The sequence below is a fragment of the Bradyrhizobium sp. CCBAU 45394 genome (assembly GCF_028128655.1).
GTDB lineage: Bacteria > Pseudomonadota > Alphaproteobacteria > Rhizobiales > Xanthobacteraceae > Bradyrhizobium > Bradyrhizobium diazoefficiens.
Map to the genome: position 1 here is coordinate 539,789 of NZ_LBIX01000176.1, position 15,227 is coordinate 555,015.

Sequence of the window (15,227 nt, forward strand, 5' to 3'; positions counted from 1 at the left end):
GGGAGTTGAGATGGGGATTTGTACGATCTGCGGTCAGCCAGCGGGCTTTTTGCGGTCGAACCATCCGGATTGTGAGAGATCTAAAGTTTTCGCGAGGCTATCGGTCGACGCTATCCAAGAACGACCGGCCGATGACTTCGGACAATCGATTTACAAAAGCCTCAGCGAGAAACTCGGCCGTCCCTATGAACTAGAGTCAGGTCGCATCGAAGCCGTCGTCAATGATGTTCAGCGGCTCAAGCGAGAAGGAAAGCTTGAAGAGGCAATCCAGGTTCTGCTGCCTCAACTGGACCTTTGGGAGCGAGATGCCGCGGCAGGCGCAGGCGGTGTAGCGCCTTGGTACTATGAACAGGCTGCTATCGTGTACCGAAAGCTTAAGCGATTTGACGATGAGATTGCGGTACTGGAGCGGTTTGCTGCCCAACAACATGCTCCGGGTGCATCCCCGCCGCAACTTCTTAAGCGTCTGGCGATGGCAAAGTGGTACGCGCTACAGCGGAGTGGAGTAGATGCACCTCGACCGGTTTTTGAGGACGTCGAAGCCGACGCCTCCGCACCGGTTACATCTGTCCCCTATGCGAAACCGCCCCCAATCAAATTGGCAGCCGACCAGCAGCCCATTTACGATTTCATAGCTCTAGACGTGGAGACAGCCAACGCTGACTTGGCAAGTATATGCTCGATCGGGCTCGCTCATTTCAAGTCCGGTGAGTTGTTCAAGAAGCTGACCATTTTGGTTGATCCCGAAGACGATTTTGATCCAATAAATATTTCCATCCACGGCATTACTGCTGAGGCTGTTGTGGGCAAGCCAAATATGGGGCGGGTCTTTCCGGTGATTGCTGCTGCGCTCTCAGATGTTGTAGTTGTACATCACAGTCACTTCGATAAGACGGCCCTCAACCGCGCAGCCATTAAACACGGCGCAGGTTTCCTTCCGTGCGTATGGCTAGATACATTGCGTGTAGCGCGTCGGGCTTGGCCCAGCCTCGCCAATGATGGGCGTGGTTATGGGATTGCGAGATTAGCAGACGAGTTTTCCATAGAGTTTCAGCATCACGACGCTGCCGAAGATGCGAGGGCCGCTGGTCTCGTATTGCTACGGGCGATGAATGACAGCGGGTTGGATCTGGTCCAATGGATTCGACGCGTTGAGGAGCCGATCGATGGTAGGGAGGCAGGGAAACATGCCCGAGATGGGTCAGGATCAGGCCCGCTGCTTGGCGAAGTAATCGTTTTTACTGGCAAGCTCGAAATATCGAGAGAAGCGGCGGCCCAGATCGCTTCTGCCGCTGGGTGCGAGGTTTCCGATACCGTCAATCAACGCACGACAATTCTTGTCGTGGGAGATCAAGATCTGCGGGCCACCAAAGGCCAAGAAAAGAGTTCGAAACATCGCAAGGCGGGGGCATTGATCGCGAAAGGCTGCGCGATCAAAATCGTAGGCGAGAGCGATTTTCGACGGCTAACGAACGTCACTGGCTAGTTGCGCCGACTTCATTTTTTCTTTGTGCCGTACGGACTTTGGTTTGTCGGGGCCAGCGAAATGCCCTCCTCCGACGCTTTCTTGTAAACGGCGGCTTCAGTTCGCCCTAATTTGAGCCCGGCAACCCGTGTCGGGGTGTTCCCCTTTGCCAAATCCTTCAATTGCTTGACGTCGGCTGGCGTCCAAGGCTTACCGGTATTTCGTGTTGATTTGGCCATCTGATCCTCCCCAGGTTGTGGCGATCGATCGTCGCAGCCTGCCTCCCAAGAGTCTAGAGGGTAATGCCGGGGCTAGTTTCGAAATGAGCGTGGCGCAATAACCTGATCGGCCCAAGCCAACGTGTCACCCCCGCAATATTTCCTGAGCACCCCGGGTTCAGGATAAGTGACTTGCCAGTTGAAATTGTGCGTTGATGGGTTCTTTCCACGGTCATTTAGAAAGCTACGAACGATTGTGAGCGGTTCATTGTTCTCAAACTTTAAGACCAGCGTCTGAAGCAGATATTGAAGCGAATTTTCAGACAGCCGGTGCTTAGGGACGTGCAAATGATATTTTCGCTCGACCGTCCCTTCGCGGTATTGTTCGACGACAAGGCAAATTTCCTTAGGCCTCAACTCAGGGCAGAGCTTGTGATTTTCGTACATCGGCTGCCTTTTGCGGGATCATGGCCTCTCGATTGAGCGGGCTTCCGCGAGATTGATCCGATAGTTGCGTCCATGTCGCCGTAGCATCGCCACTAGGTTGGGGCCATCGACCAAGGAAAGAGGCTTATCCTTTGCAAAGTCATATGAATCCGGGCCGAACCCGCTGGTGGTCACCAATATCCCGCGGTTGGCCCCTTCGTTTACCACCGTGCCATAAAGGTCGCGAACAGCGGCGACGTCCACCGTTCGGGTATAGCGCTTGGCCTGCAGCACGTACTTGCCGCCCCGAAGGGGATCGGGATCGAACATAATGGCATCAACGCCACGGTCCCGCGATGCCCGCGTCACTTTCACCTCAACACCGTCGCGACCGAACTCCCACTCGAACAATTGACGGACCAAGTGCTCGAAGTCTTCCCAAGGAATCGAGGCTAGGTTTTCCTCCGCTGCAAGAGACGCGTCCACATCGCGATTGATGACGATGCGGTGATCCTTCTTGTCGAGAACGAAAATAGGCCGGATCGGTGCGACGTGCGTCACTGAAGGGGTGCTAATGCCTTTCAGGTGGGCGAAGCACGACTTGGCGTCAAGGCGCCCAGGCTGAAGGGCCAGCAACTCTTCTTTGCGAGCCTGTAAGGATGCAATGGTGCCGGACTTAGGGACTCCTGTAGCTGGGTCAAACCAGTTTTGAAGTGCATTTACGGCGATCGTGTCGATAAAGTTGCCGAAGTCTGACTGGGCCGTCAAATATGCCGCCCTAATGCACAGCGCGAAGACGAGAGTTTCGCAGAGGCGTTTCTTTTCGGCTGTCGAGACGTCGACCCAGTCTGAATAGGACTTGCCCCTTAACTTAGTAATCCTGAGCGCGGCGAAATCGGGGATCTCGATCTCGCAAAGCAATATGCGCGCGCTGGCCTCATAGTGGCATTCAGATGGCTTTTGGAGTGCGACGCTCAAGAAGTGCCGCTTGAGCGACAGCCCCGCAAGAAAGCCGACGTACTTCTCGTTGCCCTTCGCATAGCCTGACGCGAGGGACTCGAGCATCGCGTGGTCCTTTCGCTCGATCCCCATGAACTCCTCATGGATGCTTCTCGCTTTCGCCGCGGCCCGATAACGGCGCTGAACGTAATGATTGGTCTCGTCGTTAGGTAGACGTGGCGCTTCCGGCATGTACGGAAAATCAGGTATCGCGGCGGGCTTTAGAAGCTCGGCACCGTGCGGGTCACCTAAGTTGCTTTCACTCAGAACCGACTGAACGCCAAAGGTGGAAACAGCATTTGGGGCACTAGCCCGCAGCGTAAAAAATCCAGCCGTAAGTGGGGCCTGAGGCTCAGTTATGGGTTCAAAAACGCTTTGATACCTCAATTGCTTAAGCGCATTTTCGAACTTATCGAGACTATAGCCAAATTTTCGCCAATCGTCGTTTCCATGCCGCATTGCAATACCGCGTGCAAATCATCATTCGGAGGCCGAGTAGACCAAAATGCTTGAAGCGGGTCTACGCGCGTCGGACCCATCCGGGTCACTTCAGATATCGTTGAAGGCGCTATTCGTTCGCCGCCCAGCAGCCGCCCTGAGCGCCAGTCTAGACGCCTGAGGAAGTCGGCACTATTGTTCGACTGCAGATTGATTCTGCAATTGATTGCACGTACGGGGCCGCTGCATGATTAGCGTTCTCGCGCCATGAACCTAGCCGAGAATAGCAATTCCGTACGGGCGGCGCAGTACCTGCGCATGTCGTCCGAGAACCAACGCTACTCCACCCAAAATCAGCAGAGTGCTATTGCAGAGTATGCAGAGCAGCATGGATACCAGGTAGTCGCTTCGTACGTGGACGCCGGTAAAAGCGGTCTCTCGCTCAAGGGCAGAGATGCTCTCAAGCAACTCCTCAGCGACGCCCTTGCTACGCCCCGAACCTTTGATGCCGTCCTGGTGTTCGATGTCAGCCGGTGGGGACGGTTTCAAAATCCGGACCAGGCCGCGCATTATGAATTTCTTTGCCGGCAGGCCGGTGTGCGTGTCGTCTACGTGACCGAGCCCTTTGGGGAGGATGTCGCCCCCATTACAACAATCGTCAAGCATTTGAAGCGGGTGATGGCGAGCGAATATAGCCGCGAGCTCTCCGCAAAGGTGGTGCGCGCCAAACGCCAGCAGGCCGGGCTCGGCTTTCGCCAGGGTGGATCTGTAATCTATGGCTTTCGCCGGATGCTCGTCGATCCCTCGCGGAACCCGAGACAGATACTGAGAGCGGGCGAAGCCAAAGCATTGGACGTTGATAAAGTAATCGCCGTGCCAGGCCCGCCAGAAGAACTGGCTGTTATACGCCGCATATTTAGGCTTTACGTGAACGATCACCTTACCTTCAAAGAGATAGCGAAGCGGCTTTCCGAGTCGGGCGTCAAAGGTTATGGAGAAAAGCCGCTTTCGATCGGGACTATACGCAATATAGTTTCTAATGGGCTCTGCATCGGACAGATGACCTACAACATGACCACTGTCAGGCTGCAGGGGCGGCCCGAGAAAAATGCCGAGGAAACCTGGACGCGCTATCCAGCCTTCGAGCCCATCGTTCCTCTGTCGCAATTTCGAAAAGCCCAAGAGCTCCGCTCACGCTGCAAGAAGGGCTATTGGAGTGATGAGAGGATCATCAAATCATTGCGGACCCTGCTCGCGGAAAAAGGACGACTCTCGCAGATATTGATCAATGGCCAGAAGGGCGGTCCATCGGCTGACACGGTCGTCAATCACTTTGGCTCGCTCTCAGCAGGTTACAAGCTCGCTGGCTATGTTCCTCCGGACAGGCCTCCCTTCGGCATGAACGGTAGGCACTGGAGCGAGAAAGCTCTTCTGAAGGGTTTGCAGGAGGTTCATGCCAAGTGGGGTTTTGTTTCCATTCGCCTTATCGATGGAGATCCCCGCCTGCCGGCCGCCGCATATATCCGCAGATATTTCGGGTCGCTGGCCGAGGCGGCTAGGCGAGCGGGCCTACCGGTTCACGACCATAGCGAGCAGCTTCGCCGCGCTTGGAGAGGTCGCAAGGCAGCCGGCGCGGACAATTATTTCGCGGGCGTCTCCTGGACGGATGCCGAACTCCTTGAAGCGTTGCGCAACCTGCACAAGCAGCACGGCTATACCACCGCCAATCTTGTTGATCAGAACGGTGCCACACCAAGCGCTTATTATTACACAAAGCGGTTCGGCTCGTTGACCAAAGCAAGAGAGTTGGCCCGGCTGCCGTCCCTGACGAAGTCACAAATGGTCAGTGAAGGACGCAAGCGGGGCAAGGAAGGGACGTTGATCACGCGAGGTCAGCGTCACGCCGGACAGAAGCCTAACTTGGGATACCGCTCAGATGAGATCCTGCGCGGAATCAAGGGGCTCGCAGAGAAATGGGGCGTCATCTCGTCCCGGCTGATCAACGAAGATCCCGACTTGCCCAATGCGGCGACTGTAGCCCATCACTTTGGAAAACTCTCTACTGCCTACGAACTCGCAGGAATCGTCCGGCTGGAAGGGAAGCCGGTCCGGTTTGGCCTTCCGGGCATCAAGTAGATCTTACCTATCCCTCCCCCTAGCGGACTCGCGTGTCTTCAAAGCTGACTTTCGATAATCGGAGTTATTGAAGGTCAGAGACTGGAGCCGCCGAGCGCACCTTGTACCGAGACAGACATGCAGATTTCTCGCGCTGCACTCTACGACCTCGTCTGGAAATCGCCGTTGAGTAAGACCGCACCAGAGTTTGGTGTAACTGCAACGTCCTTGGCCGCGATATGTAGGGCGAACAACGTCCCCTATCCCGGCTCGCTTTACTGGACGATGAAGTCGTTGGGGCGCCCCGTCGAAATTCAGGCCCTGCCTGGATCTTCCGAAGAGGCGCTGAAGCAGATCGTCATCGAACCAGCTAAGCCAAAGGAAACTCGGTTTGATAAGCGATCTGAAGAGCCACAAAGCTCCGGCGCTCGAAACGACGCGATTGCGCTCATAGATCGTCCAGTGAAAGAGCATCCGATCATCACGAAGCGGATTGAGGAGCGCGAAAGGCAACGTCGAGAGGCGCTCGCGACCCGCAATGAATGGGCCATCAAAGCAGCTCCGAGCCCCATGACGGATGTAGACAGGAGGCGGTATTCGCTCCTGAGCAAACTTCTCCGCGCGATCGAAGCGAAGGGAGGCCTTGTCTCCAATGCGGAAAAGGGCAATTTTCAAGCCAGAATAGACGGCGAAGCAATTGAATTTCAGATCAGGGAAAAGCAGCGGCAAACTAGGATCACGGAGACCTACGGCAGTCATTCGTTCTCTAAGCAAAAGCTTGTCGGCACGGGAAAGCTGGCGTTCTCCGTCTTAACCTATTGGCCGGGGCATAACAGTACGGAATGGAAGGAGACTGATTCAGTCACGCTGGATTCCAAGTTACCAAATATGGTTGAGCGCATATTCGACGGTGCACAGGCGGTGAAGGCATGGAACACCCGTGTTCGAGAGGAGGAGGAGCAACGTCGCAAGGCCGCTGCCAACAGAGCGGAAAGGCAACGACAAGCCGAACTTGAGCGGCATCGCCGGCAGAAGTTCGTTGATCTGGCGACCGATTGGCAGGCAGCAACCATCGTCCGCGACCTCGTCGCAGCGCTGAGATTAAAGGAAGCCGATCAAAATCAGGACGTATCGGGCAAGACCGTAGCGGAATGGCTCGCATGGGCCGACGAAGTTGCCAACGATCTGGATGCAACACGAAACGGAGTCGCGGCTTTCTTCTCGACTATCAAACCGTCAGGATCTTGATGCATGAGCCGTCGATCGACGAAGTTCACGCAGACTGACATCGTGCGCTGCATTCGTGCGGCACAGCAATGTGGCGCCGGCCGCGTAACGATACGCCCCGATGGGACTATCGAAATTGAGATGCGGCCCAGAACAGATCTTGGGGTAGACCGCCCCTCCGACAACAACCCGCGCCGCCGTCGATTTGGGGAGCGATTGAGCGATACTCCTCACAAAGCCGCGTCGTGGGATGATCTGGATGCAGATCAAGCGAAGGACCCATTGACCCAAGCATTCGAGCAATGGCGCCGGGGCGAGATCAAGCTCGACGAGTTGCCGCCAGGTCGTTATCCAAACGGCCTGCGTGTCTACGCGGATGGCGAGTGGGAACAACTTATTCGTAGCAAACCGTTAGGTAAGAGGGAGGTCATCGTTTTGAAGACGTACTTCGAAGCTGATGGCGCCCCCGATCATTACGTCGGCGGCTATGACACGAACTGCCGCCTCGAGGTCCGCGGCCTAATCGAATCGAGTTCCGGCCATAATGATCATAAGGCCTTTCGAATTACGGACGCCGGCAAGGCCGAGTGGCTCAAGCGGTCAGAGCCAAGCAATTCCTAGCTGGCCGTGATCAACGTCAGACAGCGGCTCATGCCACGCAACCATTGCTCCCGCGTGCTATCTGCGCCCTTGCCCGGCCACTCCCATGCCTCGATCGGCAGCGCCGAGGCATAGTCGAGTTGCCGGCGGATATCGCCGGCCGTCGGAGTAGCGGCAAACAGCACCGCTTGCAGCGCAAAGCGAGCGACCGCGCCGCCCTCCCCGTTACTTGAGCGCTCCGTCGTTTTGGTTGCCGTACGATGAAGTTCGATAGCTACGTCGAGCGGAAGATTGACCGGCACAAAGGCCGCGCAGGCCTTGAGAAGGTCAGGAATAGAGGAGTGCGTCATTTCGCATCTCCGCGGCTCACTTTTCGGGCCGGATGCGACGCCAAAAATTCTTGGTCCTGGTCGATCGCGTATTGCAGCCGCTGAGCGCTCAAGCCTGAGGGCTTAAATTTGCCATTGCCCAGCAATCGCCGTTTCCATTCTACGGCGGCCGTGCTGTGTGCTGGGGTCAGCAGCTTCCGCGCAAGCGCCTCATCCCGCCTTTGCTGCAAAGCGTGACGCTCGCTGTAATGCACTTCCGGATGCAGATCGCCTTCCGGCACGTCCCTCATCTGAGCACAACGGATAGCGCTCCACAGCTCTAGGCGGGCGTCCCAATAGGCCAGTTGTCTATCGGCGTCTACCCAGGCATCAAACCGTCGGGCACGAAGATTCTGATTTTGGGCGGTCGCGGTTTGCGCGCGCTTTTCTCTCCTTAAGAATATTCTCCTTACGTTGGGCTCAGGAGGCGTGTCGTTGGAGCGCGGGCGCGGTGCAAACTTGATAATGGTTGCCATTGCTCAAGCCCTCCTCGACGCTGAAGCCGCGCTGAAAAAATCCTCGACCTCGCCCAGGACAAAGCGAAGATAAATTAGCTCGTCACTCTCAAGCTCTTCGCCAGACTGAAAACCGTAAAGTGCTCTTGCTACTGCCACCTTGGCTCTTAATTCGTGCTCGCTGAGGGGCGCGGCGCACGGGACGGCATGGGGGCTCAAGCCGACAAGCTTGATAAGCGAACGCTTGGCCTTGCCGATGTGGTTGCCGACCGAGGCAAATACGGAGTCTCCGGTCGGATCAGCCTTGAAGCCGGCTTCGTTAGCGGCCAACAGTTGAAGGTACTTCACCGAAAGCCGGATGATCTGAGCTTCTCGGTCGGGTCGCTCACAGGCGAGTGCTTCGTCAGCCTTCCTTTGCTTCTTTCCCATTACGTCCTCACCATCATGGCCGGCAGAATTTCAGCGAGCGACGCCAGTAGGAATTGCTGCCACGAACCGCGGTTGTCATCGTCTCCGCCGCAGAGGTCGGATGGCCAGCCTTCGCCGTCCATATCTGCCTCGACGGCGTAGGAGAGGAGAGCAAGCACTCCCGCCGGGGTGGTTGGCATGATGTTGAGAATGTCGCACGCGGCGTCCGTCTCGACGTCGAAAGCTCGCGACATGGCATCTTCGCTGGCTTCAATGCGTTGATCGTTCGCGCGCGCCTCGCTGAGCCGGATGCCGGCGCCGACAATCTCCCGCTCCAGAAGGCAATGGGAATCTGCGGCGGCCTTCACGCCTTCCCGCGCTCGTTTGTGAGCCTCAATGGCTTGAAATACTGGGTCGGGCTCGCTGGCCAATGTGCCGACCGCCTTGGCTGACGTCGCGCAGCTTGCCGCCGCTATTCCCGCAGTTGCCAAGAATGTGCGCCTGCTCGGGGTAGACTTGCCGTCCGGATGGGCGTGCGTCATCGCCGCGCCTGAAGATACCGCGTTGCTCATGTTGTCTCTCAAATGTGAGTGGGGGTTAAAGTTTGCTGTCGATTGAGCGGATGGTTCCGCCCTCGCTCATTCGCTTCGCAAGCCGGCAAGCTGCTGTCTGCTTCACCTCCCTTCGAGTTTGCCGCCGATGTCAGGCGTCCGGGGTGGTTTAGTTTGCTCTCCAGCCGTACAGATCAGCCCAGAGCGGCTCACTCTTGTCGTAGAACTCCGTGAGAGCTGCGCTCTCAAGAGTCTCGATCGTGCGGACCTCGTTTGTTGTGAAATCGCTGTGCTCGAAATTGAGACGGTTGCCGACCGCAGCGAGCTGAACTGCGAGCTCTCCGATGAACGCCTGTTGCGCTGGTGACAGACGAGCCCATGCCGATGCAGCATCGAAGGTGGTCACGTCCACAAACGTTGGCATGCGGTCATCTGGCGAAATGGCTGCGAAAGAAGCCGGATGCGCGTTGTTCAGTGATGTCATTGTCTTGCTCCTCAGAAGATTGACCGGCGAACGCCTTGCTGCGTGTTGCCGTAAGCAGAAACTAGAGAGGTCTCGACAGTCAGACCATTGCGCTGGCGCCACGCAAGACGCTGTTGGGAAACGTGGTCGCGGTAGAGCTTCGCGGCTTGGCGGATGTAGCGCGGAGCGGTCGACCCGAACGTGCGCATTGCCTCGCGGCGCACCAGTCTTTGGTACACATCACGGTTGAGCAGGCCCGTATGCGGATTGGTAAGATTTGCTATGGTGATGATCGCCGAGCTAGTTGCCATCGCCGCTTCCATGTGGTTAATACCCATCTCGATAGGTACAAACACTAATTGGCCGCCTTGGCGATGTCAACTAGTTTATTGGGTATAATACCCATCTTCTTGAGTTCAGTGCACAGGGGAATTGAATGCTCTCGACCGGAAATCAGCTAAGGGCCGCGCGTGCGCTGGTGGACATGGATCAAGGCGCCCTGGCCGAGGCGGCCAGCGTCAACGTGAATACGATCCGCAATATGGAAGCTTCCAAGGACGAGACGATCAAAGCGAACAATCAGACGGTCGTCGCCGTACAGAAGGCTTTGGAGCAAGCCGGCATTGAGTTTCTGAACCACGGGCAGCCAGGCGTGAGATTAAAGGCCAAGTAGCCCTGCCTTGCTGAATGTCGAAGACGCCGAGCCCCTTCCCTTTGAGGGCCTTCTTGGCCCCTCGCCGAGCCACTGTTACTTCTGTTGGCGGAGCCATCACGGCCATTGAAAGCCGTGCTCTTTCCAATTAGATTCACACTACTCGCCGATTTGGTCGGACCATTAGATCTAGACCTTCGTGCAGTCTTACCCCTCATGCGGCTTGGGCACCGCAGGTACGACAGCACGGATCGGTCTGATGGGTCTATTCTCGATCTTCAGTAACGACGACGCGGAAGAGGCTGCGAAACAGCGCAATGCCGGTCTGCAGACTGGCTACGATCAGCTTTCAAACCTCTACGGCCAGGGCCGCGACGCTCTCAGCACAAACTACGGCAATGCAAGCAACCTTTACGCGCCTCTTGTCGCTTCGACCGGCGCTGGTGCGAAGGCCTACGGTGATGCGTCCGGTGCAAACGGCGTTGCTGGCTTGCAGAGCGCCATGGATACTTTCAAGAACTCGGGGCAGTACGGGAATTATGGCTTTGCGCTGACTCAAGGTCTCCAAGCTCTCGATCGAACTCATGCGGCTGCGGGTAACCTCAGCAGCGGCAATGCAGATACCGACACTCTCGGATATGCAACAAACCTCGCGAACAACACCTACTCCAACTACCTCAGCGGTCTTTCGCCGTATCTTTCTGCGAACAACAGCGCGGTGAGCGGCGCAGCGGGAATCGATACCGGGCTCGGAAATGCGTTGAATGCCTCGTACACCGGCCAGGGCAATGCGGCGAACACGACGCAGACGGCAATCGGTAATTCGAACGCCGCGGCGACGCTTAATAACTACAACACAAGCGCCAATCTCTGGAACGGATTGATGGGCGCTGCCGGAGCGGCGTCGGGTGCTTTTGGAGGAGGCCTCGGAAGCAGTTTGTTCGGAGCGTTCAGTGGGAGCGCTGATGGCGGAACTGCCTCCAACCCACTTCCTGGATTGTCGAAGGATGATTATGGCGCGGGCGCCGGACTGTTTGTTCGCTTCGGTCTGTCTTAGAGGAGCGTCGAATGGCCGAGAACCAAACTTCCATCGAAGCCCTGATTGCTAATAGCGGCAAGACGAACGCCAATTTCGATTTTGGCGGTCTTTTCGAAAACTATCGGAAGGGAAAGGACTACGCCTACCAGCAAAGGCTCCGGGACGCCTTTGGCGAAGATAACGGCGGTCTTCCCCGAGACGAAAAAGGCAACTTCGATGCTGGTAAGGCATGGGAGCGCTTGATGCAGCTCGGCGGCGCGCCCGCAGTTGATGCTGCCGCGAAGCTTGCAGAGACTGGCTTTCAGCAAGAGCGGTATCGGAACGCACCCGCGGTTCAGGAGATCCTGCAACCTCCATCGCAGCCCACGCAGAATTTTCCACCCTCTGCATCACGCAACGCGCCCGCCGTTGTTGCGCCTCCACTCGCGCGCGGCGGCGTAGTGCCTTCTTCCGGACCTGCAGCGCCTCAGGGCGCTCCGACCCCCGTCTCCACCCCGTCAGGACCTGTTGCGGCGGCGCCTGATGGATCTTGGCGTGGTGGCGATGCCAAGGGATCGCTGATCGGGTTCTTGTCGGCTAACGGCGTGCCCGAACAAGATCAGGGATCGGCCGCGAACATCCTTGGCGGTCAACTCGCTGCCGTAACCGGCCGGCGTATCGACCCGAATGCACCACTGGATATGAACAACATGCAGGTGCGGCAGGTGCTTGCCAATTTCAGGCGTGGAGGGCTGCAACAGAATGCTGCTCCCGCTGCGGCGGCACCGGCGGCGCAGCCGCAGATGGCACAAGCTGCGACGCTGGCCCCTATGCCAGCAGCAAGCGTTCCCCAACCCCAGATGCCCGCAAGGCCAGCCATCGCGCCGAGCGCGGGCCCGACCCAGCCAACCCAGCCTGCCGACCCGACCTTAGGCGGATTGATCCCGGCCGGCTATCCCGACCCCGCAGCGTACGTACAGCGATTGGAAGCTGTGGCAGGTAGCGGCCGCGTATTGCCCGACCAGCTCAAGGTATTGGAAGGCCGCATCCAAGCCATTCACAAGGCCATGGAGCCCACTCCGGATATGAAGAACGCGCGCGCGGCCGGCATGAGCGTGCGCGAATATATCGATCGCAACGACAACGCCAACACTGAGCGAGCGGTTCTTAGCGGTAGCATTTTGCCGAAGCTCGATAAGTCCCAGGATACTGCATCAGCCGCGAGGGATGAAATCTTGGCTATCCATCGGTCGCGAGAACAGCTCGACGCGCCTGGGGGCATCTTCTCGGGCACGGCCGCCGATACGCGCCTGAAATTGGCAAAGGTCGCAGAGTTCATGGGCGTTCCGAACGCGGACAAAATCGCGAACACGGAAGCGTTCGGCAGCGCGATCGGTTCCCGGACGCTCTCTCTGGTGAAGGGCCTGGGCGCTGGCGCGGGCATCTCCAATGCTGACCGTGACTTCGCCGCGGCAATGGCGGGCGGGAACATCAAGTTGGACGAAAAGTCGATCCGCCGCATTCTTGATATCGGCGAGCGGGCCGCTCGAACTCGAATTGACCAGCATAACAATCTTGCTGAGCGCACGTTGAAGTCGTCCGACTCTCTGAAGGACTACGGGACGGTTTATCGCGTCGAACCGCCCGATCAGTACCAGCCCCGGCAGCAGGCCATGCCCATGCCGCAGGCTGGGACCGTATTCAACGGCTTCAAATATCTCGGCGGCGATCCGAAAGACCAGCGGTCATGGGGGCGCATCTGATGGCAAATCCCTGGGAAATGAACTGGGCGCCCTCCGCGGCTCCGGAAATGCCATCCTCGTCGGCAGGAAAGCTGCCATGGGAGATGAATTGGTCAGCGCCCGAGGAACAGCGCGCGTCGAAGACCAGCACTGGTGACGCCGTGCTGGAAGGTGCCCTTACGGGCGCCGGGGCGGGCTGGCGCGATGAAATCTATGGAGCATCGAAAGCGTCGGGGCTGCCGGAATGGATGGGAGGCTTCCGCGCACCTTTTGGCGCGGCGAGGCTCGCCGGGGAGCACTTCAGTGGAGAACCCGGCGAAGCGACCAAAACCTATGACGACGCCGTGGCCAACATTCGCGAGCGCCAGAAGGAAGTCGCCGAAGATCATCCGGTTGCTTACAACGCGTCGCAAATTGGGGGATCATTCCTGCCGGCAAGCAAGGTCGTAAAAGGCGTCGGCACGGGCGCGTCGCTTGCTGGAGCGGTCGTTCGTTCTGCCGCAGCCGGCGGAATCCTGGGCGGGATAACCGGCGCCGGCGACGCCAACGGGGATCTCAACGACCGGGCCATCGGGGCCGCCGAGGGCGCGCCGGTTGGTGTCGTGATCGGAGGTGCCGCTCCGGTCGTCGGGCATGCCGTCGGCAAGGGCGTGAGCGCCATTTTGAACCGCGAGGGCACCGCCGGTACCGGCGCCGGAAAGGTCCTGAACGCGCTGGAACGTGACGGCGTGACGCCGGCAACGCTGCAGAACCGGCTCGATGCGATCGGCCCCCAGGCGATGATTGCGGACGTTGGCCCTAACACGACGCAGCAGGCGGCCGTCATTGCGGCCTCTCCTGGAGCCGGCCAACAGACCATCCGCTCCGCCATTGAGGCCCGCAATGCCGGTGCGTCAGGACGCGTGACGAACGCAGTCAATGGAGCGATGGGAGGGCCCGTCAACTACGGACAAATCGAAAGCGCCATCATCCAAAGGCGCAGCAATGCGGCCCGGCCCCTTTACGACCAGGCGTATCAGACGCCCCTGCCCCCGATCCCGGAGGTCCGAGAGGTTCTGAACACGCCTACTGGTCGCGCCGCGGCCGCGCGTGCGGCCCGCCTGTCGAGGGATGAAGGCATCCCCTTTGATCCCAATTCTGTACGGGGCGTTGATCTCATAAAGCGAACTCTGGATGACGTCGTTTCGATGGGCCAGCGGAATGGTCGCAACAACGAGGCTCGCATCATCGCAAATCTGCGAGATCGGCTCGTCAATGCGGTCGACGACCACGTCCCTGAATACGCCATGGCTCGCGACGCGTTTGCTGGTGAAAGCGCCATCCGGGACGCCCTACAGGCTGGCCGCGGCCTTTTCAGTGACAATATCTCGCCGCAGCAAATCGGCGATCAGCTCGTTGCTATGACCGCCAGCGAACGGGATGCGTTTCTTCAAGGTGCCCGTGCTCAGGTTCAGACCATCATGGGCACCGCGCGAAATGATGCGTCACGGGTGCGACAGTTGCTTCAAAAGGGCTTCAACCAGGAAAAGCTCGAGATGGTGCTGGGCCCACAGGCTGCCAACGATCTCATGCGGCAAGTTGGCTTTGAGACGACCGCGGCGAATACCTCGCACCGTGTGATCGGCAACAGTGAGACCGCGGCGCGCGCAGCCGGTCGTGAAGATCTCACTCCTGGTAGTTCCGGCTTGGGTATCCGAGACAGCTTCGCTGCCGGCGGCATGATGGGAGCTGCGCGCGGTGTTGGGCTTAAGCTTCTTGATCGGGCCATCGAGGCCGTACAATCCGGCCGGCAGAAAGCCATCGAGGGTGCCATGGCAGATGTCCTCACGTTGCAAGGACCGGATCGACAGCGGGCGGTCGACGCCGTTATCCGCGCGGCCCAGCAGCGCGATCGTTCCGGGGCGCTTGCCCGGCAGGTTCGTAACCTAGCATCGGGCGCGGCTCTGTCTGGAAGCGCTCCGTATGATCGGCCTGTGGGTGCCGCTGCGCTTGATCTGATCGGGGTCCGGTGAGCCGATGAACGCCATAGTACCATTCGGCATAGAACAGACCAGCGATGAAGCCTGCCGGAAGGCAAACCAT

At 58.3% G+C, this 15,227-nt stretch carries 16 protein-coding genes; 8 read left to right on the forward strand and 8 right to left on the reverse strand.

Translation table 11 applies throughout. The features are described 5' to 3' along the window. The first annotated feature begins 10 nt into the window (after positions 1 to 10). Positions 11 to 1,486 carry an exonuclease domain-containing protein gene (locus WN73_RS39965; RefSeq protein ID WP_271557759.1) on the forward strand — a complete coding sequence of 492 codons (1,476 nt, stop codon included), beginning with the start codon at positions 11 to 13 and terminating at the stop codon, positions 1,484 to 1,486. Between the two features lie 11 nt (positions 1,487 to 1,497). Here WN73_RS39965 and WN73_RS39970 read toward each other — a convergent pair whose 3' ends face one another. Beyond that, a complete protein-coding gene (locus WN73_RS39970) occupies positions 1,498 to 1,704 on the reverse strand; it encodes a hypothetical protein (protein ID WP_271557761.1) in 207 nt (68 codons plus the stop codon). Between the two features lie 444 nt (positions 1,705 to 2,148). Continuing rightward, complete coding sequence (locus WN73_RS39975) at positions 2,149 to 3,567, reverse strand: restriction endonuclease (protein ID WP_271557763.1); 1,419 nt, start codon at positions 3,565 to 3,567, stop codon at positions 2,149 to 2,151. A 246-nt stretch (positions 3,568 to 3,813) separates the two neighbouring features. Here WN73_RS39975 and WN73_RS39980 point away from each other — a divergent pair, with 246 nt between their 5' ends. The 3 genes from WN73_RS39980 to WN73_RS39990 all read left to right on the forward strand — a co-directional run bounded on the left by WN73_RS39980 (position 3,814) and on the right by WN73_RS39990 (position 7,509). Next, a complete protein-coding gene (locus tag WN73_RS39980) occupies positions 3,814 to 5,682 on the forward strand; it encodes a recombinase family protein (RefSeq protein ID WP_271557764.1) in 1,869 nt (622 codons plus the stop codon). A 117-nt stretch (positions 5,683 to 5,799) separates the two neighbouring features. Beyond that, complete coding sequence (locus WN73_RS39985) at positions 5,800 to 6,909, forward strand: hypothetical protein (protein WP_271557766.1); 1,110 nt, start codon at positions 5,800 to 5,802, stop codon at positions 6,907 to 6,909. 3 nt (positions 6,910 to 6,912) lie between these two features. Then, positions 6,913 to 7,509 carry a hypothetical protein gene (locus tag WN73_RS39990; RefSeq protein ID WP_271557769.1) on the forward strand — a complete coding sequence of 199 codons (597 nt, stop codon included), beginning with the start codon at positions 6,913 to 6,915 and terminating at the stop codon, positions 7,507 to 7,509. Here WN73_RS39990 and WN73_RS39995 read toward each other — a convergent pair. The 6 genes from WN73_RS39995 to WN73_RS40020 form a co-directional block, all read right to left on the reverse strand. Next, positions 7,506 to 7,838 (reverse strand): hypothetical protein, encoded by a 333-nt coding sequence (locus WN73_RS39995; RefSeq protein ID WP_271557771.1) that lies wholly within the window; start codon positions 7,836 to 7,838, stop codon positions 7,506 to 7,508. The two genes, WN73_RS39990 and WN73_RS39995, sit on opposite strands and share 4 nt — an antisense overlap. Next, complete coding sequence (locus tag WN73_RS40000; protein WP_271557772.1) at positions 7,835 to 8,332, reverse strand: hypothetical protein; 498 nt, start codon at positions 8,330 to 8,332, stop codon at positions 7,835 to 7,837. The genes WN73_RS39995 and WN73_RS40000 overlap by 4 nt, the downstream gene beginning before the upstream one ends. A 3-nt stretch (positions 8,333 to 8,335) precedes the next feature. After that, complete coding sequence (locus WN73_RS40005) at positions 8,336 to 8,740, reverse strand: hypothetical protein (protein WP_271557774.1); 405 nt, start codon at positions 8,738 to 8,740, stop codon at positions 8,336 to 8,338. Then, entirely contained in the window at positions 8,740 to 9,291 is a 552-nt protein-coding gene (locus WN73_RS40010) for a hypothetical protein (protein ID WP_271557776.1), read from the reverse strand. The genes WN73_RS40005 and WN73_RS40010 overlap by 1 nt, the downstream gene beginning before the upstream one ends. Positions 9,292 to 9,439: 148 nt before the next feature. Beyond that, entirely contained in the window at positions 9,440 to 9,754 is a 315-nt protein-coding gene (locus WN73_RS40015; RefSeq protein ID WP_271557778.1) for a hypothetical protein, read from the reverse strand. An 11-nt stretch (positions 9,755 to 9,765) separates the two neighbouring features. Next, positions 9,766 to 10,089, reverse strand: a complete 324-nt coding sequence (locus tag WN73_RS40020) for a hypothetical protein (protein ID WP_271557780.1) — start codon at positions 10,087 to 10,089, stop codon at positions 9,766 to 9,768. An 80-nt stretch (positions 10,090 to 10,169) separates the two neighbouring features. Here WN73_RS40020 and WN73_RS40025 point away from each other — a divergent pair, with 80 nt between their 5' ends. From WN73_RS40025 to WN73_RS40040, 4 genes are all read left to right on the forward strand, one after another. Further along, on the forward strand, positions 10,170 to 10,406 hold the full coding sequence (locus tag WN73_RS40025; protein WP_271557782.1) for a hypothetical protein: 237 nt from the start codon (positions 10,170 to 10,172) through the stop codon (positions 10,404 to 10,406). 238 nt (positions 10,407 to 10,644) lie between these two features. Further along, entirely contained in the window at positions 10,645 to 11,442 is a 798-nt protein-coding gene (locus WN73_RS40030) for a hypothetical protein (protein WP_271557784.1), read from the forward strand. Positions 11,443 to 11,453: 11 nt separating this feature from the next. After that, positions 11,454 to 13,166, forward strand: coding sequence for a hypothetical protein (locus tag WN73_RS40035; protein WP_271557786.1), 1,713 nt, complete (start codon positions 11,454 to 11,456; stop codon positions 13,164 to 13,166). Beyond that, entirely contained in the window at positions 13,166 to 15,157 is a 1,992-nt protein-coding gene (locus tag WN73_RS40040) for a hypothetical protein (protein ID WP_271557787.1), read from the forward strand. Before WN73_RS40035 ends, WN73_RS40040 begins: the two co-directional genes overlap by 1 nt. The last annotated feature ends 70 nt before the right edge of the window (positions 15,158 to 15,227 follow it).

Excerpts from the sequence above, each read along its gene's own strand:
- WN73_RS40025 (WP_271557782.1), top strand. The coding sequence starts at position 10,170 with ATGCTCTCGACCGGAAATCAGCTAAGGGCCGCGCGTGCGCTGGTGGAC.
- WN73_RS40030 (WP_271557784.1), top strand. The coding sequence starts at position 10,645 with ATGGGTCTATTCTCGATCTTCAGTAACGACGACGCGGAAGAGGCTGCG.
- WN73_RS39990 (WP_271557769.1), top strand. The coding sequence starts at position 6,913 with ATGAGCCGTCGATCGACGAAGTTCACGCAGACTGACATCGTGCGCTGC.
- WN73_RS39980 (WP_271557764.1), top strand. The coding sequence starts at position 3,814 with ATGAACCTAGCCGAGAATAGCAATTCCGTACGGGCGGCGCAGTACCTG.
- WN73_RS40010 (WP_271557776.1), bottom strand. The coding sequence starts at position 9,291 with ATGAGCAACGCGGTATCTTCAGGCGCGGCGATGACGCACGCCCATCCG.
- WN73_RS40000 (WP_271557772.1), bottom strand. The coding sequence starts at position 8,332 with ATGGCAACCATTATCAAGTTTGCACCGCGCCCGCGCTCCAACGACACG.
- WN73_RS40015 (WP_271557778.1), bottom strand. The coding sequence starts at position 9,754 with ATGACATCACTGAACAACGCGCATCCGGCTTCTTTCGCAGCCATTTCG.
- WN73_RS40005 (WP_271557774.1), bottom strand. The coding sequence starts at position 8,740 with ATGGGAAAGAAGCAAAGGAAGGCTGACGAAGCACTCGCCTGTGAGCGA.
- WN73_RS39965 (WP_271557759.1), top strand. The coding sequence starts at position 11 with ATGGGGATTTGTACGATCTGCGGTCAGCCAGCGGGCTTTTTGCGGTCG.
- WN73_RS39970 (WP_271557761.1), bottom strand. The coding sequence starts at position 1,704 with ATGGCCAAATCAACACGAAATACCGGTAAGCCTTGGACGCCAGCCGAC.
- WN73_RS39975 (WP_271557763.1), bottom strand. The coding sequence starts at position 3,567 with ATGCGGCATGGAAACGACGATTGGCGAAAATTTGGCTATAGTCTCGAT.
- WN73_RS40035 (WP_271557786.1), top strand. The coding sequence starts at position 11,454 with ATGGCCGAGAACCAAACTTCCATCGAAGCCCTGATTGCTAATAGCGGC.
- WN73_RS40040 (WP_271557787.1), top strand. The coding sequence starts at position 13,166 with ATGGCAAATCCCTGGGAAATGAACTGGGCGCCCTCCGCGGCTCCGGAA.
- WN73_RS39995 (WP_271557771.1), bottom strand. The coding sequence starts at position 7,838 with ATGACGCACTCCTCTATTCCTGACCTTCTCAAGGCCTGCGCGGCCTTT.
- WN73_RS39985 (WP_271557766.1), top strand. The coding sequence starts at position 5,800 with ATGCAGATTTCTCGCGCTGCACTCTACGACCTCGTCTGGAAATCGCCG.